Below are 20764 nucleotides of genomic sequence, written 5' to 3'. Positions count from 1 at the left end.
ACATGCGGATCTGGAATTCCGGCGTCCAGCTCGAAACTGAAGTGCGAAGTGAAAAGGACGGATTGTCGATGCGGCGCACCCTTGGATTGATCTTTGTTGCGGTCGTCGTGGCCGCGCTCGGTGCTGCCGGCGTCGTGGTCTACGCGCAGCAAACGCAACCTGTACCCTTGCAGCCGGCCGTACCCGCGCCGGCCAAGAAGCCTGCCGCTGCTGCGAAGCCGCAGCCGCACAAACAGCGTCCGCAGGAGGCGCAGACGCCACCGGCTGCCGCGGCGTCCGTTCCGCCGCAGCAGGCCGGGCAGCAACCGACCGTGTTCGACGAGCATGCGCGGCAGGGCAACGTCGTGACCTGCGCCAATCTGTTCGGGTTGCTCGGCCGCGGTCTCGCGACCAACTCCAACTACACCGCGCAGTCGCAGTGGGATTCCAAGGCCGGCAATTCGCATTCGGTGCAGTCGTTGGTTGCGCTCGCGCCACTCCAGGCGCCCCAGGGCAGCGCTGCCCAACGCGGCGCCGGCATCGTGTTTGCCGCGCCGGTCGGGTCGTCCTGCGAAGGCAATCTGGTGCGGGTAACGCCGAGCCCGGAAAGCTGCCCGACAGTTGCAGCCGAACTTGCCAAGCTCAACGGGCAGAACGGCACGCTGGGTGACCTCGCGACGATCGCGCTGCCGAACGGCGCGCAGGTGGTGCTGATTCCGTTCGGCAACGCCTGTGTCGCGGTGACCGCGCTGCGGGTCGCCGGATAACGCGGCCGCTCGGCGCGCGCTGCGCCGGGCGGCTGCCGCCTCGCATCCACCTCTCCTCCGCCAAGGCGCCTGACAATCGTGGCGCCGATCCCCCGCGAGCCACCGCATATGATGGCGGCAAGCGGTCTCTCGCGTGCGCGATCCGCCGAACCTGCCCGCTAACATCTTGGCGATCAGCCATCAAAGGGCTGGATTTTCGGCGCCGGATAGTCAATTCTGATTTGGAACTTACCATCCGTGCCATACGCGGAGGAGATGTCCCATGGAGGAAGCGCGTCCGGAGCGGTTTGTCCGCAAGGTCGGCGGTGAGCTTGTATCGTCCGTCATCGCGCGATCGGAGCCGATCAGGGTCGAGCTGCTCAGCCGAACCTCGCGGCCCCGCATGAACTGGCATTTCCGCCAGCCCGAACTGACGTTGTTCTGGTTCCGCAACGGCTGCTCGCGGTTGCAGGCTACGATCAACGGCCGTCCGGTCGAATATGAGTTCTCCAGCGCGGCCAATCTCGCGCTGTTTCCGGCCGGTACCGAGATCGAGGGCGAGTGGTCGGTCGGGCCGGCGTTCGACTATGTGGTCGTGTTTGTCGACCCGAAATTCGTGCAGAGCCGTCTCAACGGCTTGATCGAAACGCCGGCGATTGCGTTCGGCCATGACCAGCTCTGTCGTGGTCTCTCCGAACTTTGTCAGGAAGCAACCACACCGGACAATCTGTTCGATCTGTTCGCCGAAGGCTGGGCCAGCCAGGCGCTGGCGCATATGGCGCGGCTGTCGCGCGGCGCGGAACCGGCGAAGGCGTTGAGCCGTGGCGGACTGCCGGCGCTGAAGCTGCGGAGGATCGAGGCGTTCGTCCGGGAGAATCTTGGCGAGACGATCTCGTTGTCGGCACTGTCGGATGTTGCGGGTCTCAGCAAGCGGCATTTCCTGCGCGCGTTCCAGGAAAGCATGGGCACCAGTCCGCATCGCTATGTGCTGGGCCTGCGCATCGAAACCGCCAAGCGTCACCTCAGCGACACCGATGAAAGCCTGACCAGCATCGCGCTGGCATCGGGGTTCAGCCACGCCCAGCATTTCTCGTCGACGTTCAGGCAGGTCACGGGTGTCAGCCCGTCGGTGTTCCGGCAGCAGGGCCGGGCGTGAGTTTCGGCGCTTTCTTGCAAGTCGAGGCGCTTTCCCGCAAGCGCGGACGCTGGGTCCATCGTATGCCGAGGTTGCGCTCAGGGTTTGGTCGCATCCGCGCATTGGAAAAGGAAGCAAAGCATGCCAGGGCCGTTGGCGGGAGTTCGCGTACTTGATCTGACCGGTGTCGTTTCGGGCCCGTTCGCGACGATGTTTCTGGCCGATCAGGGCGCCGATGTTCTGAAAGTCGAACCGATCGGCGGCGACATCACCCGCCGCAGCCGGGCCAATGTCGACAAGACCGGCGAGTTCTCGGCGCTGTTCATCTCGTCGAACCGCGGCAAGCGTTCGCTCTCGATCGACATGAAGACCGATGCCGGCCGGGATGTCCTGGCCAAGCTGGTCATGCAGTCCGACGTGCTGGTGCAGAATTTCCGGCCCGGCACGATGGAGCGTCTCGGGCTCGGTCCGGACGAGGTGCGCAAGAAGAATCCGCGGCTGATCTATGTCTCGATCAGCGGCGTCGGCGAAGACGGGCCTTACGCCAAGAAGCGCGTCTATGATCCGATCGTGCAGGCCCTGTCGGGCTTCTGCGATATCCAGGCGCAGCCGGTGACCAACCGTCCGCAGATGATCCGGACCATCGTGGCCGACAAGACAACGGCGGTCTATGCCGCGCAGGCGATCACGGCGGCGCTGTACGCGCGGGAAAAATCCGGCAGCGGCCAGCATATCCAGGTGGCGATGCTCGACGCGATGATCGCCTATCTCTGGCCGGAAGGCATGATGCAATACACCGTGGTCGGCCGGGAGCAGGGGACGGCCGATCCGAATGATCGTCCGGATCTCGTGTTTCAGACCTCGGACGGATACCTCACCTGCGGCACCATCTCTGATTCCGAATGGCAGGGCTTCTGCAAGGCGACCGGTGATCCGGAGCTCGCCAGAGATGAACGCTTCGCCACGCCGGCTTCGCGCTCGGTCAATGCAACGGCGCGCATCAACAGGATGCAGGACTACATAGGCAGACACACCACCGCCCAATGGCTGGCGCGGCTCGACGCGGCCGATGTGCCCTGCGCGCCGATACTGCGGCGCGGCGAAATCATCGCCAACGAGCAGGTGGTCGCCCGCGGGCTGATCGCCGAGCTCGAGCAGCCCGGGGTCGGCACGGTGCGGCAACCGAAACCTGCGGCGCGCTTCGAGGTCGATCCCGCCGCGATCGGCGGCCCGGCCCCGCGCATCGGCCAGCATACGAAGCAGGTGCTGTCCGACCTCGGCTATGGCGAAGCCGCCATCGCAGAGATGATCGAGCAGAAAGCCGTGCGCGCGGTCTGAGCGATCGCGCCACGCAACGTCACCATTGCTGAACTGAACAACTGCCGTCGGTGGGAGATGTCCTATGGCCGAGACAAACAAGACTGCCTTGCTGGTGGGCGCGGGCGATGCGATCGGCGCCGCGGTGGCGCGGCGCTTCGCCGCCGGCGGCTACACGGTCTGCATCGCGCGGCGCGATGCGACGAAATCGGGCGCGCTGGTGGAGGAACTGACCGCCGCCGGCAGCCGGGTGCACGCGCTCAGTGTCGACGCGCGGCGCGAGACCGAGGTGCAGGAGCTATGCGAGCGGGTCGAACGCGAGTTCGGGCCGATCGAGGTCTGCCTGTTCAATGCCGGCTCGAACGTCAAGAAGGAGCTGCATGAGACCAGCGAAAAGCTGTTCTTCAAGGCCTGGGAGCTCGCCTGCTTCGCCGGCTTTCTGGTCGGACGCGAGGCGACCCGGCACATGCTGCGGCATGGCCGGGGCACCATGCTGTTCACCGGCGCGACCGCGAGCGTGCGCGGCAGCAGCGGCTTTGCGGCATTCGCATCCGCCAAGTTCGGCCTGCGCGCGGTCGCCCAGGCGATGGCGCGCGAACTCGGACCCAAGAACATCCACGTCGCGCATCTCCTGATCGATGCCGGCGTCGACAGCCCGGCCATCCACCAGCGGATGAAGGCCGCCACCGGCGTCGACGCATCAGAGATTCCGCCAGACACGTTGACGCGGACGTCCTCGATCGCGGAGGCCTACTGGTTCGTGCACCAGCAGAGCCGCGACGGATGGAGCCATGAACTGGATCTGCGTCCCTCCGTCGAGAAATGGTGACATTATGACGGAGACGCTGACGTTATGGGGGGTGGGGACATCGCGGACGATCCGGGCCCATTGGGCATTGCACGAATTGGGGTTGGACTATCACTGCAAGCCGATCCTGCCGCGTTCGGGCGAGACCAAGACGCCGGAATACACCTTGCTCAATCCGCGGCAGAAAATTCCCCTGCTGCAGGACGGCGACTTCACGATCGGGGAGAGCGCGGCGATCGTCGCCTATCTGGCGCGCCACTACTCCAACCCGAACATCTCGCTCGTTCCCGTCGAGGAGCACGATTTTGCGCGATGGCTAGAATGGTGCTTCTTCATCGTGGCCGAGCTCGACTCGACCAGCCTCTATGTGATGCGTCGCCATGACGTCCAAGGCCTTGCCCACATCTACGGCCATGCTCCTGACGTCGTCGTGAAAGCGGCCGAGTATTTTCGGCAGCAGCTCCGCCATGTCGAAGTCGCCCTGTCGGACGGCCGGCAATATCTGATGGGCGATCAATTCACCAGCGCGGATATCCTGCTGACGACCTGCCTGGTGTGGGCGATCGATTACGGTGTCGGGGTCTGCGAGGTCGCAACGCCCTATCTCGACCGCGTCACGGCACGGCCGGCCTATAAGGAAAGTGTCGCGATCAATACCGTAAAGAGCTGACTGGTCACGCGCGTCAGAGCCTGGTCCTCGCCGGACCGCCGACATCGCATCGCGGCGTCAGGCCGTAGCGGCCATGCAGCCCGCGCCAGAGGGCCCTCAAGAGCATCCGCATCGAATTTCCCCTCGACATCAGCGATAGCAGGCATCCTGCTGACGCCGGTAACGGAATGACAGAGCCAATTCTGGGCAGGCCTGCGTAGTTTTTAAGCAGAGCGTTCACGCGGCTACGCGGTGTGTGCCGAAAAATCTCATGAGATTCAAACGCCGGTGCTGTGGCACGCCTCGTGCATCAATGGCGTCGAGTTGGCCGCTAGGGTTCCGATCTTGCTAAGCAAGGTGCTGGTCCGAGAGCAGCCGCTTGCGGGGGAGACATCCCCGCAGGTGCACGGCGGGATAAAAGCCCGGGAGACCTCGTTAGCCAAGGGATTGGCGGAGCGATGGTCTTTTCGCCAGTCCCTTTTTGTGAAGTTTCGCAAGAGGGATCGGCAATGAACAAGTTCTCTTTCTTCCTCCGCTCTGTTGTCACCGGCTGCGCGATCGTGCTCGCGGCCGCGTCCGTCGCTGACGCCGCACCAAAGAAAAGCTTCAAGGTCGCCTGGTCGATCTATGTCGGGTGGATGCCGTGGGGCTATGCGGCCGACACCGGCATCGTCAAGAAGTGGGCCGACAAATACGGCATCGCGATCGAGGTCAAGCAGTTCAACGACTACGTCGAATCGATCAACCAGTACACCGCGGGCGGCTATGACGCCGTCACCATCACCAACATGGACGCGCTGTCGATTCCGGCGGCAGGTGGTGTCGACACCACCGCGGTCGTGATGGGCGATTTCTCCAACGGCAACGATGCCGTGATCCTCAAGAACAAGTCGGATCTCGCCGCGATCAAGGGGCAGACGGTCAACCTGGTCGAGTTCTCGGTGTCGCATTATCTGCTGGCCCGCGCGCTCGAGACCAGCAAGCTGAGCGAGAAGGACGTCAAGGTCGTCAACACCTCCGATGCCGATATCGCAGCCGCCTACAAGACATCAGACGTCAATGCGGTCGTGACCTGGAATCCGATCGTGACGGAAATCCTCGGCTCGCCCGATGCCAAGAAGGTGTTCGATTCCTCGCAGATCCCGGGCGAGATCATGGACCTGATGGTGGTCAACACCGCGGTCGCCAAGGACAATCCGGATTTCGCCAAGGCGCTGGTCGGCATCTGGTATGAGACGCTCTCCAGGATGACCGCGAACGATCCTGCGGCGAAGGCCGCCAAGGAGGCAATGGCCAAGGCCTCCGGCACCGATCTCGCCGGCTTCGACAGCCAGCTCTCGACCACAAAACTGTTCGACAAAGCAACGGACGCGGAAGCGTTTACGCGCAGCCAGACCATCGGCGTGACCATGGATCGCGTCCGCAAGTTCCTGTTCGACAAGGATCTGCTGGGCAAGGGCGCAAAATCCGCCGACGCCGTCGGGATCGAGCTCGCCGACAAGTCGGTGCTGGGCGACAAGTCGAACGTCAAGCTGCGCTTCGACCCGACCTACATGGACGAAGCCGCCAAAGGCAAGCTCTGACCACGTAGCATTGCTTCGAGCAGGAGTCGGACATGCGACTTGTGAACATACGGCCGGGACGGCAGATGCGATTCTATCTGCTCGCGCTGCCGTTCCTGTTGGTCGCAATCGCCTACTTCGCCGGCTCCAGCGCGCGGCTCGCGCAAAACCCGAACGACAAGCTGCTGCCGGCGCTGCCCAACATGGTGCAGGCCGTCAAGCAGATGGCATTCGAGGTCGATCCGCGCACCGGCAGCTATCTGATGGCCTCCGACACCGTCGCCAGCCTGGGGCGGCTGGGGTCGGCGCTGGCGATCTCGACGGTGGCGGCGCTCGTTCTCGGCATCGTGATCGGACTGTTGCCGGGCGCCAATGCCCTGCTCGGGCCCTTCGTGTCGGTCACCTCGATGGTGCCGCCCCTGGCATTGTTGCCGATCCTGTTCATCGTGATGGGCCTCGGCGAAAACTCGAAGATCGCGCTGATCGTGATCGGGACATTACCCTGCATGATCCGCGACCTCGCCATGAAGGTGCAGGAGCTGCCGCGCGAGCAGATCGTCAAGGCGCAGACACTCGGCGCCTCGACCTGGCAGATCGCGCTGCGCATCGCGATGCCGCAAACCCTGCCGCGGCTGATCGACGTGCTGCGGCTACAGCTCGGCCCGGCCTGGCTGTTCCTGATCGCGGCCGAGGCGATCGCCTCCGACTCCGGGCTCGGCTACCGGATCTTCCTGGTGCGCCGCTATCTGGCGATGGACGTCATCATCCCCTATGTCGCCTGGATCACGCTGCTGGCGTTCCTGATCGATGTCGGCCTGCGCGTCCTGCAGCGCAGGCTGTTTCCCTGGTTTGCGTCGGTGAGGGCGGAATGAGCGCGATCCGGTTCGACGACGTCTGGAAGGAATACGGCGACCACATCGTGCTCGAACGCATCACGATGGAGGTCGAGCCGCGCGCGTTCATTGCACTGGTTGGTCCGTCCGGCTGCGGCAAGACCACGCTGCTGCGGATGCTGCTCGGTGAGGAGCAGCCGAGCCGCGGCCAGATCCTGGTCGATGGCAAGCCGTTGCGCGCCGAACCGGACGCTGACCGCGGCGTGGTGTTTCAGCGCTACTCGGTATTTCCGCATCTGACCGTGCTGCAAAACGTCATGCTGGGCCGCGAACTGCGCGACGCCAAATTCACGGCCCGGCTGTTCGGCGCCGCGCGGCGCGCAGCCACCGACGAGGCCATGGCGTTGCTTGCCGAGGTCGGGCTCGCCGGTCAGGAGAGCAAATACCCGTCGGCGCTGTCGGGCGGCATGCAGCAGCGCCTCGCGCTGGCGCAGGCGATCATGCGTGGGCCGAAGATCCTGCTGCTCGACGAGCCGTTCGGCGCGCTCGACCCGGGGATTCGCGCCGACATTCATCTGCTGATGAAGCGGCTCTGGAACGAGACCCATCTCACGGTCGTGATGGTGACGCATGACCTCAGCGAGGCGTTCGGGCTCGCGACCCGCGTGATCGCGCTGGAGCGGCAGCGCAATCGCCCGGAGGAGCGCGAGCGCTACGGTGCCACGGTGTCGCGCGACCTCGAGATTTTCCCACGCCGCAGCGCCGAGCTGCGGTCGTCGGTTCAACCAGCTCCGACCGGGACGACCCGGTCAGACCAGGAGCATCAGCCGGGACGGCCCGGCGCTCTCGTCTTGAAGGAGCAACCATGATCCTCACCGAGGAACAGAAGGCCGAGATCGCGGCGCATACGCGGCGGTACAACGAGCTGAAGGCGGCGGGGCAGGAGCACGCGCCGCGGGCGCTGCCGCAGCCGACTTCGCGCGACGCCGCGCCGATCGCTGCCGATGCGATCATCCGTCGCGAGGTGATTCCTGCCGGCTGGTACTGGACCACCCGGCTGAACCGCGGCGATACGCTGCGCATCGTCAACAGTTCAGGGACATCCACCGTCAGCCTGCTCGCCTGGAACAGCGCCGACACCGCCGAGCGGCTCAACCACGCCGACACCATCAAGGTGCAGTGGGCGGCGCGGCTGCAGAAGGGGCGCGTGCTGCTGTCGGACATGGGCCGCGCGCTGCTCGGCATCACCGAGGACAGCAGTGCTGCGCATGATGCCGTGGTCGGCGGCTCGACCGCGGCGACCAACCAGGCGAAATACGGCGAGGGGAATTTCCGCAGTACGCGCGACAATTTCATCCTGGCCGCGGCGAAGCTCGGGCTCGATCGCCGTGACGTGCATCCCTGCGTCAGCTTCTTTGCACCGGTTGCGATCGACGCGGGCGGCAAGTTCGTCTGGTCCGACGCGCGCCGGCAAAAGGGAGATTTCGTCGATCTACGCGCGGAAATGGATTTGCTGATCGCGCTGTCGAACTGCCCGCATCCGCTCGATCCCGCGGAGCGCTACCCGCGGGCGAGCGTGGAGATCGTGCGCTTTCGCGCGAGCGCGTCCGCCGCCGATGATCTCTGTCGTACCGCGACCGCCGAGGCGATCCGCGCCTATCAGAACAATGCGCTGTATCTGGGCGAGACGAGCGAAGGAGCCGTGCGATGACCACGCAATCCGCCCAGACCCGTGGTCGCGTCGTTCTTGACGCCGAAATCCCCGCGCGCAAGCCGTGGTCGGCCATCATCCGCAAAGGCCAGACGCTGCGGATCACGGACACCCATGGCCAGCAGGCGGTCGATACGCTGTTTTATCGTGCCGACGACTTTGGCGAGCGCTATAGCGGCCAGGATACGCTGCGCGCGCAGGGCTCGGCCTATGTCGGGCTCGGCACCAGGATCATGTCCAATGAAGGCCGGGTGATGCTGCGCGTCACCGCCGACAGTTGCGGCCTGCACGACACCTCGGCGGGTGCCTGCTCCTGCGAGAGCAACACCGTGCGGTTCGGGCACCAGACCCGCTACCAGCACGCCTGCCGCGAGAATTTTGTGATCGAAGCCGCAAAGTACGGCATGTCGAAGCGCGACATCGTACCGAACCTGAACTTCTTCATGAATGTGCCGATCGATCCGGCCGGCAATTTCACCGTGGTCGACGGCGTCTCCAAGCCCGGTGACGCCATCGAGCTGGTGGCCGAGATGGACGTGCTGTGCCTGATCTCGAACTGCCCGCAGATCAACAATCCCTGCAACGGCTTCTTCCCGACGCCGGTGCAGGTCACGATCTTCGAGCCGGAGGTGTGAGGCATGTTCAGCAAAGTCCTGATTGCCAACCGCGGCGAGATCGCCGGCCGGATCGGCAGAACATTGCACCGCATGGGCATCTCTTCGGTCGCAGTCTATTCCGACGCCGACCGCTTCACGCGACCGGTGCTGGAGGCCGACGAGGCGGTGCGCATTGGCCCGGCGCCGGCGGCGGAGAGCTATCTCAACGTCGATGTGATCATGGCGGCGTGCCTCGCGACCGGCGCGCAGGCGGTGCATCCCGGTTACGGCTTCCTGTCGGAGAACCGGCGCTTTGCCGAGCGGCTCGCCGAGCACGGCATCAAGTTCATCGGGCCGCGGCCTGAGCATCTCGACGCCTTCGGCCTCAAGCACCGCGCGCGAGAGATCGCCGAGCGCAGCGGCGTGCCGCTGCTGCCGGGTTCCGGCCTGCTCGAGACCATCGACGAGGCGCTGCAACAGGCGGAAGCCATCGGCTTCCCGGTGATGCTGAAGAGCACGGCCGGCGGCGGCGGCATCGGCATGCAGCTCTGCCACGACATGGCGACGTTGCGCGAGCGGTTTGAATCGGTGCAACGCACGGCGCGGGCAAGCTTCGGCGATGCCCGGGTCTATCTCGAACGGTTCGTCGCCCAGGCGCGCCACATCGAGGTGCAGATTTTCGGCAATGGCAAGGGCGATGTGATCGCGCTCGGCGAACGCGATTGCTCGCTGCAGCGGCGCAACCAGAAGGTCTTTGAGGAGACCCCCGCGCCTGGGTTGTCCGACGACGTAAGGCAACGGCTGCACGCGGCCGCGGTGTCGCTCGGCAAGGCGGTGTCGTATGAATCCGCCGGCACGGTGGAGTTCATCTACGACGTCGCGCGCGAGGATTTTTACTTTCTCGAGGTCAATACCCGTCTCCAGGTCGAGCATCCCGTCACCGAGCAGGTCACCGGCGTCGATCTCGTGGAATGGATGATCCGGCAGGCGGCCGGCGAGGACGTGCTTGGCAATGCCGGTACGCTGACGCCAAAGGGCGCGGCGATCGAGGTGCGGCTCTATGCCGAGAATCCGGGCGCGGGCTTCCGCCCAAGCGCGGGCCGGCTGACCCAAGTCAGCTTTTCACCGGACGCGCGGATCGACGGCTGGATCGAGACCGGCACCGAGGTGTCGCCGTTCTACGATCCGATGCTGGCCAAGATCATCGTCTCGGCCGAGACGCGCGAGGCCGCGATCGCAAAGCTGACGCAGGCGCTGGATGACACGGTGGTCGCCGGGATCGAGACCAATCTCGACTATCTCCGCGCGGTCGCTGCGTCCGATGTGTTCCGGAGCGGGCAGGTGGCGACCAGCGTGCTCGGCGCTTTCGCCTATCGCCCGCGCACCATCGACGTCGTCGCGCCGGGTGCGCAGAGCGGGGTGCAGGAATTGCCCGGCCGGCTGCATCTCTGGCATGTCGGCGTGCCGCCCAGCGGCCCGATGGACGAGCGATCGTTTCGTCTTGCCAACCGCGTGGTCGGCAATCCGGAAGTAACTACCGCGCTGGAGCTGACCGTCAACGGGCCGACCCTGCGCTTCAACACCGATGCGATCGTCGCGCTCTCGGGTGCACGCATGAAGGCATCGCTCGACGGCACCGATGTCGGCTATGACGAGCCGGTCGCGGTGCGCGCCGGCCAGACGCTCGTCATCGGAAGTATCAGGGGCCCGGGCCAACGCGCGTATCTCGCCGTGCGTGGCGGCATCGATGTGCCGGAGATCCTGGGCTCGCGCGCCGTGTTTGCGCTCGGCGCGTTCGGCGGCCATGCGACGGGCTCGCTCAAGGCCGGCGATGTGCTGCATATCGGTGCCGAGACGTCAGACCTTGCGGCGCCGCGGCGCGCCACGGAGGACGAGCGGCCGGAGCTGACTTCGGCGTGGCAGATCGGCGTGGTCTACGGCCCGCATGGTGCACCGGACTTCTTCCTCGACGAGGACATCGAAACACTGTTTGCGTCGAGCTATGAGGTGCATTTCAACAGCGCCCGCACCGGTGTGCGGCTGATCGGTCCGAAGCCGTGCTGGGCGCGTGCCGACGGCGGCGAGGCTGGGCTGCATCCGTCGAACATTCATGACAATGCCTACGCGGTCGGCTCGATCGATTTCACCGGCGACATGCCGATCATTCTGGGGCCGGATGGACCAAGTCTCGGCGGCTTCGTCTGTCCGGCGGTCGTCGCGCGCGACGAACTCTGGAAGGTCGGCCAGCTCAAACCGGGCGACACGGTTCAGTTCGTTCCGGTGAAACGCGACGACCCGGTTGCCGGCCCCACCGTGCTGCGTGCGCCCGAGATCGGCGCGGCCATCGTCGGGCGCCATGATGATGGCCCGATCCCCGTGGTTTACCGCCGCGCCGGTGACGACAATCTGCTGGTCGAATACGGCCCGATGGAGCTCGACATCGCGCTGCGGCTGCGCGTCCATGTGCTGGCGCAGGCGCTGGAGGATGCGAAGCTCGGCGGCCTGATCGACCTCACGCCTGGCATACGCTCGCTGCAGATCCATTATGACGGCACCGCGCTGTCGCGAACGAAGCTGCTCGATGTGCTCAGGCGGATCGAGCGCGACCTACCGCCGGTCGATGCCATGCGGGTGCCGAGCCGCACCGTGCATCTGCCGCTGTCGTGGCGGGATCCAGAGGCTGAGCTGGCGATGCGCAAGTATCAGGAGCTGGTCCGCGCGGATGCGCCGTGGTGTCCGTCGAATGTCGAGTTCATCCGCCGCATCAACGGGCTCGGCAGCGAGGACGATGTCCGCCGCATCGTGTTCGACGCCGATTATTTCGTGCTCGGCCTCGGCGACGTCTATCTCGGCGCGCCGGTGGCAACCCCGCTCGATCCGCGGCATCGCCTCGTGACCACGAAGTACAATCCGGCACGGACCTGGACGCCGGAGAACGCGGTCGGAATCGGCGGCGCCTATATGTGCATCTACGGCATGGAAGGGCCAGGCGGCTACCAGCTGTTCGGCCGCACCATCCAGGTCTGGAACACATGGCGCACGACGCGGGTGTTCGAGCCAGGCCATCCCTGGCTGCTGCGGTTCTTCGACAAGATCCGCTTCTTCCCGGTCGATGCCGATGAGCTCTTGGACGCACGCGCCGCATTCCCGCATGGGCAATACGACATCAGGATCGAGCAGGGCGAGTTCTCCTACGCCGACTACGCGAAGTCCTTGGCCGACGCGCAGCCGTCGATCGCGGCATTCAAGGCGACGCAGCAGGCCGCGTTCGATGCCGAGCGTCAGCGCTGGCGCGAGATGAAGCTCGACGAGACGCCGGCGGAATCGATCGATGCGAGCGTCGCAACGACCGGCATTCCTGACGGCCAGGTCGGCGCCTTCTCGGAAGTGCCCGGCAACATCTGGAAGATCCTGGTCGAGGAGGGTGCAAAAGTCGCAGCCGGCGACGTGCTTGCCATCATCGAGTCCATGAAGATGGAGATCAGTGTGCACGCGCCGAGCGCGGGCCGCATTGCGTCGGTGCCGGTCAAGCCCGGCCAGACGTTGCGCGCGGGCGATGTGGTGGCGTTGATCCGGCCGGAGTAGATTCGGCCGCGTCGATCTGCTGCGGTCCTGTCTCCGTCATTGCGCTATGGGGGACGATCGGACGGAAGCCGACAGCGCCACGCCTCGTCGGCAAGGAGCCGGCGCTGTCGGTCGGCGATGGCAGGCCATCCGGAGCGTACCACGCTGAGGACCGCAGCGTCGGCGGATGGACCTTCATCGCAGGCAAAATAGGCGCGAAGCCGTCCCTCGCAGTGGAAGCCGAGGCCGGTATAGAGCTCGAGCGTACGCCGCAGGCGCCAATCCAGATGCACCTCGGCCCGCTCCACGGCGAGCACCTCGAAGGCATACCGCATCATGAGATGCGCGACATGGCTGATGAGCAGGACCTCGTCCAATCGTCCGCTGCTCCAGATCGGTGCAAGCGTCGCCCGCTTCTCCTCCGGCTCGAGCGCGGCGAAAGCGGTAAGCCCGATGATGTCGCCTGACCCGGCGTCCTCGATCGCGAACGCGGCCGTGTTGTTCGCGCAGCTCAGCGTGGCTGCCATGCGCGCGGCCGCCGCCTGGCCGGAGCCGCCGCGATCGAGCTGCCGAAGCATGCCGGCGTCCCCGAGCGGTTTGACCCGCGCGATCTCGGAGCCGTGGATCCTGTTCAGCAGGATGCGGTCGGTGGCCAAGGCGGCATCCAAGGCGGCATGGCTGTCTGCGAATTGCATGCCCTATTGACGCATCGAGCCAACATGCCGTCAAATGACCGGAATGGCAGTTCATATGCGGATTGGTCATGTCCCTGAATCCGAGACACGTTGACCTGTTTCGCGAGGTCGTGCGTCACAACGGAATAACCAAGGCGGCCCTGAGCCTGCGGATCGGGCAGCCCTTCGTCAGTCGCGCCATCGCGCGGCTGGAGCGCGAGATCGGCTTCGCGCTGTTCGAACGCGGGCGCGGCGGCGTCACGTTGACGCCGGAAGGCGAGATCTTCCTGCATGAGGTGGAGCGCAACCAGGCCGGGCTGGAGTATCTGGCGCGTGCGGCGCGCGGCATTCGCGCGCGGGGCAGCGGCACGCTGAGGATCGCCTGCCTTCCGGCATTCACCTATTCGCTGATGCCGCGGATCGTCAGCAGCTTCTCCAGGAAGAACCCCGGCATCATGCTTTCGGTCGCCGTGCATAGCCCTGAACGGGTCTGGAGCCTGGTTGCTGCGGGCCAGTGCGACGTCGGGCTGGCGCGACCCCAGTCGGGTTTTGCGGCGGTCGACGACGAACTGCTGATGACGACCGATGCCATCTGCGTGCTGCCGCGTCAGCACCGGCTTCGGTCCAAGCGATTGATCATGCCAAAGGACCTGCACGGCGAGGCGATGATTGCGCCTGCCCCAGGCGCGCCGCATCGATCGCGCCTCGAACGCGCCTTCGAAGACGCCGGAGTCGTGGTCAGAACGGTGGCGGAGATTCAGTACAGCATGCAGCGCTGCGCGCTGGTTGCGCAGGGGCTGGGCTTCTCGATCGTCGATCCCGTCGTGGCGCGGGATTTTGCCAGCGCCCGGATCGTGCTCAAGCCGTTCACGCCGCGGCTGGAGATCACCACTGTACTGCTGTTTCCGTCGCAACGGCCGCGCAGCCGTCTTGCGCTCGAATTCTGCGACCTGGTTCGCGCCGAGACCGCTGAGTACAGGAAGCCCGCGCGCGCTCCGGCCTGACCCGATCCGGGCCGCTTTGCCCGGATGCGGCGCTTCAGGCGAGCTTGGATGCCCGTCAACTCCATGAAGATGGAGATCAGCGTGCACGCGCCAGGCAGGATTACGTCGGTGCCGGTGAAGCCCGGCCGGACGCCGCGTGCGGGCGACGTCGTGGCGTTGATCCTGCCGGGTTAGCGCGGCTGCGCAGCGGCGCTATTCTTTGGGATCGGTGGGTGGGACGAGCAGAGGGAGCGTCTCGACCTCCATCTCCAGCCGCTGCCAGCTGCGATAATCATATGCGCCATCCCAGCGATGGACCGGCTGGTAACAGGCTGTGCAGCGGAAGACTCCCTTCGCCGCAATGCTGACCTGCACGGTCTGGTAAATGACGCTGCAGCCGGCGCAGCTAAACGCGACGGTGCTCGAACCTTCGGACTGCGGCGACATCAACTCTGGACGGTCGCGGAAGCTGTTTGAAGCGCTGCTACTTGCTGCGGGCGGGGGCGCGATTGGATTGGGAGGCCCATCCGGCTTGAACGCGGTGTCGGTATGGGCCTCTATCGACGCGTTTTGCCTTAACGCCCGATCGATCTTCATCCTCACGCGGCGAGCCGCCAGCAATCCCAAGACAGCCTGCACCGTTCCCGAGAAGTTGCGATCGCCGATGAAAAACGAGTAACGCCAAGTGCCCGCAGCCCCGGTTTCAATGATGAGGAAATGAATTGAACGATGAACGCCGCTCAGTTGGGCGCCTGTTTGGCGAACCACGACTTAGCTCAAACGGCGAGCCGTTTCGGCGGCGAACGTCCCTGCCGCCGAATTTGCATGCTTGACCAAGCGCATTACAGGTTCGTCCTTGCGGGTCCAATTGGAAGTCAACTGCCGTCGTTTCAAGGCAGAAATGGAACGGCCGCGAAGCAATTGGCTAGATGATTTGCCTCCATGGCGTCTTGTGAACCTGGGTCATTTAATTGCGAGGTTTTGTCAGGCTGGATGCCTCGAACGGATGGCCTTGTTTGACATAGGTCAAAATACGGTGCTCGAAGCCGTCGACGCTTAGCGACGACATAGTTCGGTGCCAGATGAAGATCGCCAAACGCCTCGTAAGCGGCTTGCCATCGATACCGAGCTCTGCCGGGGGGATAGCGCGTCTCGCATGCGCCCGAATGCGCGATGCACAAATTGAGCTTGCTCCGATCGTGTCAGCCGCAGGCCTGACGATCAATGATGTTGAGGACCGCAAGCGCCGCATCGACGCGCGGGCGCAGATGAGACTGCTTGAGCTCGCGGCCAAGGAACTGCAGGACGACTGCTTCGGATTCCATCTGGCGCAGGGTTTTGAGATGGGGGAGATCGGGCTTCTGTACTACGTCATGGCATCATCGGAGGATCTCGCCGACGCTCTGCAAAATGGGGGACGCTACTGCGCGATCAACAACGAAGGCGTGCGGCTGCGGATTTCTCTGGCGCGCGGCTTCGCCATCGGATTCGAGTATGTCAACATCGACCGGTCGTCCGATCGCCACCACGCTGAATTTTGGCTGATTGCGCTTGTCCGTATTTGCCGAGCATTGACTGACGGCAGGCTGGTCCCAAGGCGAATTCAGTTGAAGCACTACAGGCGCGAAACACCTTTGGAAGTGCGATCTCTTCTGGGTTGCGAGATCAAGTTTGCGGCGGATAGGGATGACCTCCTGTTTTCTTCGCAGATCGGCGCATTACCTGTCGTGGGGGCTGATCTGCACCTTAACAAGATGTTGCTTCAATATGCCGACGAGGCGCTAAACCACCGAGCATCGGGAAGGACCAGCGTGCGGTCTCGCGTTGAAGCTCAGATCGCCCAGTCGCTTCCGCACGGCAAAGCCAATGCCGAGGCGATTGCGCGCCGTCTTGGTATGAGTCGGAGAACGCTCGCTCGGGCGCTGCTGTCCGAGGGGACGGGCTTTCTGAATGTTCTCGAGACGTTTCGAATCGGACTTGCGCGCCGCTATCTTGAAGAAGCGGAGCTGCCGATTTCTCAAATCGCATGGTTGCTGGGCTACAGCGAGGTCAGCTCGTTCACGCATGCTTTCGTCCGCTGGACGGGCCTCACGCCCACGGCCTATCGTGATTCGAACGGCATTCGGTGATGGGCTGACACAAGCCCTCAAATCCCTGGCACAGAACAGCAAGACTTGGCGGGCCGTATTCCGCTAGGCGAGTGCCATGCGTTCAAGCTTCTTGTCTCGACTCGCGCTTCGCTGGCGCCGCACCAGGGTCGCGGTGTTCGGCCTTATGAGCAAGGACGACTGGCTATTCCTGGCTTCGATAGTTTTGTTTCACAGTCTCTTGATTGCGCTGATCTGGGTCGTTTTCCTGAATTGACCCGGTGTCGCGACGCCGACATTTGTGGATTCCTTGAGACCACGGCAGCCCGGACGGCAACTCGCCTCAAACCTCCAGCCATTCCTCGCGGACGGCGGCGTTGGCCTTGAGCTGGTCGGGGGTGCCTTCGAACACCACGCGGCCGTGGCCCATGATGTAGACTCGGTTCGAGATCTTCATCGCGATCGAGAGCTTCTGCTCGACCAGCAGGATGGCGACGCCGGCCTTGGCGATCCGGGCGATCAATTCGCCGACCTGCTGCACGATCAGTGGCGCGAGGCCCTCGGTCGGCTCGTCGATCATCATCAGCTCGGGATCGCCGAGCAGCGTGCGGCAGGTGGTCAGCATCTGCTTCTCGCCGCCCGACAGCACGCCGGCCGGCGTGTCGGCGCGGCGGGCGAGGTTGGGGAACATGTCGAGCATCTCCTGCAGCCGCCACTTGCCGGGGCGGCGCGGGTCCTTGATGCCGAGAATCAGGTTCTGGCGCACCGTCAGGCTCGGGAAGATGTCGCGATGCTCGGGCACGTAGCCGAGCCCGAGGCGGGCGATCTTGTGGCTCGGCAGGCCTGCGATGTCCTGGCCCTTGAAGCGGATGGTGCCCTGTGGCGGCACCTCGCCCATGATCGCCTTGACGGTGGTCGAGCGGCCGACGCCGTTGCGCCCGAGCAGGCTGACGACCTCGCCGGCGGCGATGTCGAGATCGACACCCTGCAGGATGTGGCTCTTGCCGTAATAGGCGTGGAGATTCCTGACCTCGAGCATCAGTCGACCTCCTCGCCGAGATAGGCTTCCTTGACCTTCGGATTGCCGCGGATTTCCTCTGGCGTTCCGGAAGCGATGATGTGGCCGTAGACCAGCACCGAGATGCGGTCGGCGAGGCCGAACACCACGCTCATGTCGTGCTCGACGATCACGAGCGTGCGTCCTTCGGTGAGGCGGCGGATCAGCGCGACGGCGCGCTCGGTCTCGGCATGGCTCATGCCCGCGGTCGGTTCGTCCAGCATGATGACGCTGGCGCCGCCGGCGATCGTGATGCCGATCTCCAGCTCGCGCTGCTCGGCATAGGTGAGCAAGCCTGCCGGCACGTCGCGGCGATGGGTGAGATGGATGTCGTCGAGAATCTGCGCGGTCCGCTGCTTCACCTCGGGCAGGTTGTCGACGTTCTTCCAGAACGCGTAGCGATGGCCGGTCGCCCACAGCACGGCGCAGCGGACGTTCTCCCACACCGTCATGCGGGCGAACACGTTGGTGACCTGGAACGAGCGCGACAGCCCGCGCCGGTTGATCTCGAACGGCCGCAGGCCCGAGGTGACCTCGCCGTTCAACCGGATCTCGCCGGAGGTCGGCTTGATGTAGCCACTGATCAGGTTGAACGTCGTCGACTTGCCGGCGCCGTTCGGGCCGATGATGGCGTGACGCTCGCCCTTGGCGACGCTCAGATTGAGATCGCGGATGATGGACACATTGCCGAAGCTCTTCTCGACGGCGTTGACTTGGATGGCAGCGGTCATGCCAGATACCCCCGATCACGGGCCACCGTCGCGGCGCGATCCCAGGCTTCCGCAATGCGTCGCCAGGTGATGCGCGCGACCAGGAAGCCGCCGACGACCAGTACCGCCGCGGCCGCCCAGGTGGTCGGCGCGGCTGCGACGAAGGGAATGCCGAGCAAGTTGATTGGGTCGCCACCGGAGAAGCGCGCGACGGTTTCGATGGTCAGGATGATGCCGAGCGCGAACGCCAGCGTCGGGATCGCCGCGACCAGGTAGGACGAGATCACGGCACTGAGTGTGCCGGCGCGGATCAGCGGACGGTGCTTCATCAGGATGCCGGCGATGCCACCGGGTGCGAACATCACGATGCCGATGAAGATGATGCCGAAATAGAGCTGCCAGACCGAGGTGACGCTGGTCAGCCCGAGCTGCAGATAGGTCACCAGGATGGCGCCGAGGATCGGACCGAAGAAATAGGCGGTGCCGCCGATGAACGCCGAGAACAGCACGAGGCCCGACTGGGTCGCGCCGAGATAGGCCGAGTTGGCGATCTCGAAGTTGATCGCGGTCAGGCCGCCGGCGATGCCGGCGAAGAAGCCGGCGAACATGTAGGCGAGATAGCGCACCACATGCGGATCGTAGCCGATGAACTCGACCCGTTCCGGATTGTCGCGCACCGCGTTGCAGATGCGCCCGAGCGGCGTGCGGGTCAGCGCGTACATCGCGATCGCGGAGATCAGCACCCAGAACGCGATCAAATAGTAGACCTGGATCTGCGGCCCGAAGGTCCAGCCGAACAGCGGCATCAGCGAGGTGCGGTCGGTGGTGATGCCGGATTCGCCGCCGAACACGCTGCGCAGGATCAGCGACGACGAGGCGACCAGTTCGCCGATGCCGAGCGAGATCATCGCAAACACCGTGCCGGCGCGCTTGGTCATGACCCAGCCGACCAGCAATGCGAAGGCCATGCCGCCGATGCCGCCCATCAGCGGGATCACCGGCAGCGGGATCGGCCAGTTGTGGCTTGCGACCGCATTCATGGCATGCACGGCGAGGAAGCCGCCGAGACCGTACTGCACGGCGTGGCCGAACGACAACAGGCCGGTCTGGCCGAGCAGGATGTTGTAGGACAGCGCGAAGATGATCGCGATGCCGATCAGGCTGAACGAGGTCAGCGAGCCGCCGGAGGAGAACACCAGCGGCAGCACGACGAGCGCGGCGGCTGCGAGCAGCCAGATGCCATAGAAGCTCAGGGCGCTGCCGGACTCTTCTTTGGCCATTGCGGGAGCGGGGGTCACAGCGTTCGTCATGACTCGCGCGTCCCCAACAGGCCCATGGGGCGGAAGATCAGCACCAGCACCAGCAGCAGATAGGGCAGGATCGGCGCGATCTGCGCGATCGTGACGTTCCAGATGTCGGTCAGCGGCGAGGCGCCGAGGCTCGGATCAAGCGGCCCGAACAGGCTGGCGAGCGAACCGTTGAGCGCGACCGCAAAAGTCTGGATCAGCCCGATCAGGAGCGAGGCGATGAAGGCGCCGGGCAACGAACCGAGGCCACCGAACACGATGACGACGAACAGGATCGGCCCGAGCAGCGCGGCCATGTCGGACTGCGTCACCAGCGAGGGGCCGGCGATGACGCCGGCAAGACCCGCCAGCGCGCTGCCGACGCCGAACACCAGCATGAACACGCGGCCGACATTGTGGCCGAGATGGCCGACCATGCTCGGGTGGGTCAGCGCGGCCTGCACGATGAGGCCGACCCGCGTCCGCTTCAGCGTGACCAGCAGCGCGATGAAGATCACGACCGAGACCACCAGCATGAAGATCTTGTAGGCGGGGTAGTTGGTGGAGAACACGGTGAAGGCCGGAAAGTCGAGTGCGGCCGGAACCCGATAGTCGACCGGGCTCTTGCCCCAGATCATTGAGACGATTTCCTCGATCGCGAAGGCGAGACCGAAGGTCAGCAGCAGCTCGGCGACATGGCCGTGCTTGTGGGTGTTGCGCAGGCCGTAGCGCTCGACGCCCATGCCGACCACACCGACCAGGAGCGGTGCGATCACCAGCGCCGGCCAGAAACCGATCCAGCGGGTGAGCTGAAAGCCGAAGAACGCGCCCAGCATGTAGAAGCTCGCATGCGCGAAGTTGAGCACGCCCATCATGCTGAAGATGACGGTGAGTCCGCTGGACAGCAGAAACAACAGCATGCCGAACAGCACGCCGTTGAGTGTCGAGATGACGATGAGCTCAGCCACGGCGCACCCGCTTGAGACTGGAACGGTTCACGTGATCAATAACCTGTCGGTGAAATGAACTACGGCACCATCACGCTGCCGGAAGGCGAACGCCTCCGC

General features: G+C 64.7%; 20 protein-coding genes and 1 riboswitch. Of the genes, 14 read left to right on the top strand and 6 right to left on the bottom strand.

The window, feature by feature from the left end:
* Positions 1–2: 2 nt before the first annotated feature.
* The 11 genes from ACE103_RS37350 (at position 3) to uca (ending at position 12921) form a co-directional block, all read left to right on the top strand.
* On the top strand, positions 3–746 hold the full coding sequence (locus tag ACE103_RS37350) for a hypothetical protein (RefSeq protein WP_375777079.1): 744 nt from the start codon (positions 3–5) through the stop codon (positions 744–746).
* 262 nt (positions 747–1008) lie between these two features.
* Entirely contained in the window at positions 1009–1881 is an 873-nt protein-coding gene (locus tag ACE103_RS37345) for a helix-turn-helix domain-containing protein (RefSeq protein ID WP_375777078.1), read from the top strand.
* 120 nt (positions 1882–2001) lie between these two features.
* On the top strand, positions 2002–3198 hold the full coding sequence (locus ACE103_RS37340) for a CaiB/BaiF CoA transferase family protein (protein ID WP_375777077.1): 1197 nt from the start codon (positions 2002–2004) through the stop codon (positions 3196–3198).
* 64 nt (positions 3199–3262) lie between these two features.
* Positions 3263–4006, top strand: a complete 744-nt coding sequence (locus ACE103_RS37335) for an SDR family NAD(P)-dependent oxidoreductase (protein ID WP_375777076.1) — start codon at positions 3263–3265, stop codon at positions 4004–4006.
* 4 nt (positions 4007–4010) lie between these two features.
* Positions 4011–4655: a glutathione S-transferase family protein gene (locus ACE103_RS37330; protein WP_375777075.1), complete on the top strand. Its 645-nt coding sequence runs from the start codon at positions 4011–4013 to the stop codon at positions 4653–4655.
* A gap of 299 nt (positions 4656–4954) precedes the next feature.
* Positions 4955–5065: riboswitch (guanidine-I (ykkC/yxkD leader) on the top strand.
* A 78-nt stretch (positions 5066–5143) separates the two neighbouring features.
* The gene (locus ACE103_RS37325; protein WP_223966917.1) at positions 5144–6217 is read left to right on the top strand and encodes a putative urea ABC transporter substrate-binding protein; all 1074 of its coding nucleotides are present in this window, start codon (positions 5144–5146) and stop codon (positions 6215–6217) included.
* 32 nt (positions 6218–6249) lie between these two features.
* A complete protein-coding gene (locus ACE103_RS37320; protein ID WP_375777074.1) occupies positions 6250–7068 on the top strand; it encodes an ABC transporter permease in 819 nt (272 codons plus the stop codon).
* The gene (locus ACE103_RS37315) at positions 7065–7898 is read left to right on the top strand and encodes an ABC transporter ATP-binding protein (protein WP_375777073.1); all 834 of its coding nucleotides are present in this window, start codon (positions 7065–7067) and stop codon (positions 7896–7898) included. The genes ACE103_RS37320 and ACE103_RS37315 overlap by 4 nt, the downstream gene beginning before the upstream one ends.
* The gene (locus tag ACE103_RS37310) at positions 7895–8740 is read left to right on the top strand and encodes an urea amidolyase associated protein UAAP1 (protein ID WP_375777072.1); all 846 of its coding nucleotides are present in this window, start codon (positions 7895–7897) and stop codon (positions 8738–8740) included. The genes ACE103_RS37315 and ACE103_RS37310 overlap by 4 nt, the downstream gene beginning before the upstream one ends.
* Positions 8737–9375, top strand: coding sequence for an urea amidolyase associated protein UAAP2 (locus ACE103_RS37305; protein WP_375777071.1), 639 nt, complete (start codon positions 8737–8739; stop codon positions 9373–9375). The genes ACE103_RS37310 and ACE103_RS37305 overlap by 4 nt, the downstream gene beginning before the upstream one ends.
* 3 nt (positions 9376–9378) lie before the next feature.
* Complete coding sequence (gene uca / locus ACE103_RS37300) at positions 9379–12921, top strand: urea carboxylase (protein ID WP_375777070.1); 3543 nt, start codon at positions 9379–9381, stop codon at positions 12919–12921.
* Between the two features lie 44 nt (positions 12922–12965).
* On the opposite strand, the gene ACE103_RS37295 is transcribed toward uca, so the two are convergent.
* On the bottom strand, positions 12966–13556 hold the full coding sequence (locus tag ACE103_RS37295) for a GNAT family N-acetyltransferase (RefSeq protein ID WP_375777069.1): 591 nt from the start codon (positions 13554–13556) through the stop codon (positions 12966–12968).
* Between the two features lie 107 nt (positions 13557–13663).
* On the opposite strand from ACE103_RS37295, the gene ACE103_RS37290 reads away from it, so the two are divergent.
* Both ACE103_RS37290 and ACE103_RS37285 read left to right on the top strand, forming a co-directional pair.
* Entirely contained in the window at positions 13664–14578 is a 915-nt protein-coding gene (locus ACE103_RS37290) for a LysR family transcriptional regulator (protein WP_223966925.1), read from the top strand.
* A gap of 48 nt (positions 14579–14626) precedes the next feature.
* Positions 14627–14752 carry a hypothetical protein gene (locus ACE103_RS37285; protein WP_375777068.1) on the top strand — a complete coding sequence of 42 codons (126 nt, stop codon included), beginning with the start codon at positions 14627–14629 and terminating at the stop codon, positions 14750–14752.
* A gap of 18 nt (positions 14753–14770) precedes the next feature.
* On the opposite strand, the gene ACE103_RS37280 is transcribed toward ACE103_RS37285, so the two are convergent.
* Positions 14771–15325: a hypothetical protein gene (locus tag ACE103_RS37280; protein ID WP_375777067.1), complete on the bottom strand. Its 555-nt coding sequence runs from the start codon at positions 15323–15325 to the stop codon at positions 14771–14773.
* Between the two features lie 398 nt (positions 15326–15723).
* On the opposite strand from ACE103_RS37280, the gene ACE103_RS37275 reads away from it, so the two are divergent.
* Positions 15724–16686, top strand: coding sequence for an AraC family transcriptional regulator ligand-binding domain-containing protein (locus ACE103_RS37275; RefSeq protein ID WP_375777066.1), 963 nt, complete (start codon positions 15724–15726; stop codon positions 16684–16686).
* Positions 16687–16987: 301 nt separating this feature from the next.
* Here the strand turns inward: ACE103_RS37275 and ACE103_RS37270 are convergent, their stop codons facing one another.
* The 4 genes from ACE103_RS37270 to ACE103_RS37255 are packed head-to-tail and all read right to left on the bottom strand — an operon-like array spanning position 16988 to position 20665.
* On the bottom strand, positions 16988–17683 hold the full coding sequence (locus tag ACE103_RS37270) for an ABC transporter ATP-binding protein (RefSeq protein WP_223966928.1): 696 nt from the start codon (positions 17681–17683) through the stop codon (positions 16988–16990).
* The gene (locus ACE103_RS37265; RefSeq protein WP_223966929.1) at positions 17683–18432 is read right to left on the bottom strand and encodes an ABC transporter ATP-binding protein; all 750 of its coding nucleotides are present in this window, start codon (positions 18430–18432) and stop codon (positions 17683–17685) included. The genes ACE103_RS37270 and ACE103_RS37265 overlap by 1 nt, the downstream gene beginning before the upstream one ends.
* Positions 18429–19721: a branched-chain amino acid ABC transporter permease gene (locus ACE103_RS37260; RefSeq protein WP_375777065.1), complete on the bottom strand. Its 1293-nt coding sequence runs from the start codon at positions 19719–19721 to the stop codon at positions 18429–18431. Before ACE103_RS37260 ends, ACE103_RS37265 begins: the two co-directional genes overlap by 4 nt.
* Entirely contained in the window at positions 19718–20665 is a 948-nt protein-coding gene (locus ACE103_RS37255) for a branched-chain amino acid ABC transporter permease (RefSeq protein ID WP_375777064.1), read from the bottom strand. The genes ACE103_RS37260 and ACE103_RS37255 overlap by 4 nt, the downstream gene beginning before the upstream one ends.
* Positions 20666–20764 lie beyond the last annotated feature (99 nt).

The sequence above is a fragment of the Bradyrhizobium sp. ma5 genome, assembly GCF_042258955.1.
Taxonomy (GTDB): Bacteria; Pseudomonadota; Alphaproteobacteria; order Rhizobiales; family Xanthobacteraceae; genus Bradyrhizobium.
The sequence above is the reverse complement of the archived record's forward strand: the minus strand, read 5'-3'. Positions and strand labels throughout refer to the sequence as shown.

Excerpts from the sequence above, each read along its gene's own strand:
- ACE103_RS37350 (WP_375777079.1), top strand. The coding sequence starts at position 3 with ATGCGGATCTGGAATTCCGGCGTCCAGCTCGAAACTGAAGTGCGAAGT.
- ACE103_RS37345 (WP_375777078.1), top strand. The coding sequence starts at position 1,009 with ATGGAGGAAGCGCGTCCGGAGCGGTTTGTCCGCAAGGTCGGCGGTGAG.
- ACE103_RS37340 (WP_375777077.1), top strand. The coding sequence starts at position 2,002 with ATGCCAGGGCCGTTGGCGGGAGTTCGCGTACTTGATCTGACCGGTGTC.
- ACE103_RS37335 (WP_375777076.1), top strand. The coding sequence starts at position 3,263 with ATGGCCGAGACAAACAAGACTGCCTTGCTGGTGGGCGCGGGCGATGCG.
- ACE103_RS37330 (WP_375777075.1), top strand. The coding sequence starts at position 4,011 with ATGACGGAGACGCTGACGTTATGGGGGGTGGGGACATCGCGGACGATC.
- ACE103_RS37325 (WP_223966917.1), top strand. The coding sequence starts at position 5,144 with ATGAACAAGTTCTCTTTCTTCCTCCGCTCTGTTGTCACCGGCTGCGCG.
- ACE103_RS37320 (WP_375777074.1), top strand. The coding sequence starts at position 6,250 with ATGCGACTTGTGAACATACGGCCGGGACGGCAGATGCGATTCTATCTG.
- ACE103_RS37315 (WP_375777073.1), top strand. The coding sequence starts at position 7,065 with ATGAGCGCGATCCGGTTCGACGACGTCTGGAAGGAATACGGCGACCAC.
- ACE103_RS37310 (WP_375777072.1), top strand. The coding sequence starts at position 7,895 with ATGATCCTCACCGAGGAACAGAAGGCCGAGATCGCGGCGCATACGCGG.
- ACE103_RS37305 (WP_375777071.1), top strand. The coding sequence starts at position 8,737 with ATGACCACGCAATCCGCCCAGACCCGTGGTCGCGTCGTTCTTGACGCC.
- uca (WP_375777070.1), top strand. The coding sequence starts at position 9,379 with ATGTTCAGCAAAGTCCTGATTGCCAACCGCGGCGAGATCGCCGGCCGG.
- ACE103_RS37290 (WP_223966925.1), top strand. The coding sequence starts at position 13,664 with ATGTCCCTGAATCCGAGACACGTTGACCTGTTTCGCGAGGTCGTGCGT.
- ACE103_RS37285 (WP_375777068.1), top strand. The coding sequence starts at position 14,627 with ATGCCCGTCAACTCCATGAAGATGGAGATCAGCGTGCACGCGCCAGGC.
- ACE103_RS37275 (WP_375777066.1), top strand. The coding sequence starts at position 15,724 with ATGCGCGATGCACAAATTGAGCTTGCTCCGATCGTGTCAGCCGCAGGC.
- ACE103_RS37270 (WP_223966928.1), bottom strand. The coding sequence starts at position 17,683 with ATGCTCGAGGTCAGGAATCTCCACGCCTATTACGGCAAGAGCCACATC.
- ACE103_RS37265 (WP_223966929.1), bottom strand. The coding sequence starts at position 18,432 with ATGACCGCTGCCATCCAAGTCAACGCCGTCGAGAAGAGCTTCGGCAAT.
- ACE103_RS37260 (WP_375777065.1), bottom strand. The coding sequence starts at position 19,721 with ATGACGAACGCTGTGACCCCCGCTCCCGCAATGGCCAAAGAAGAGTCC.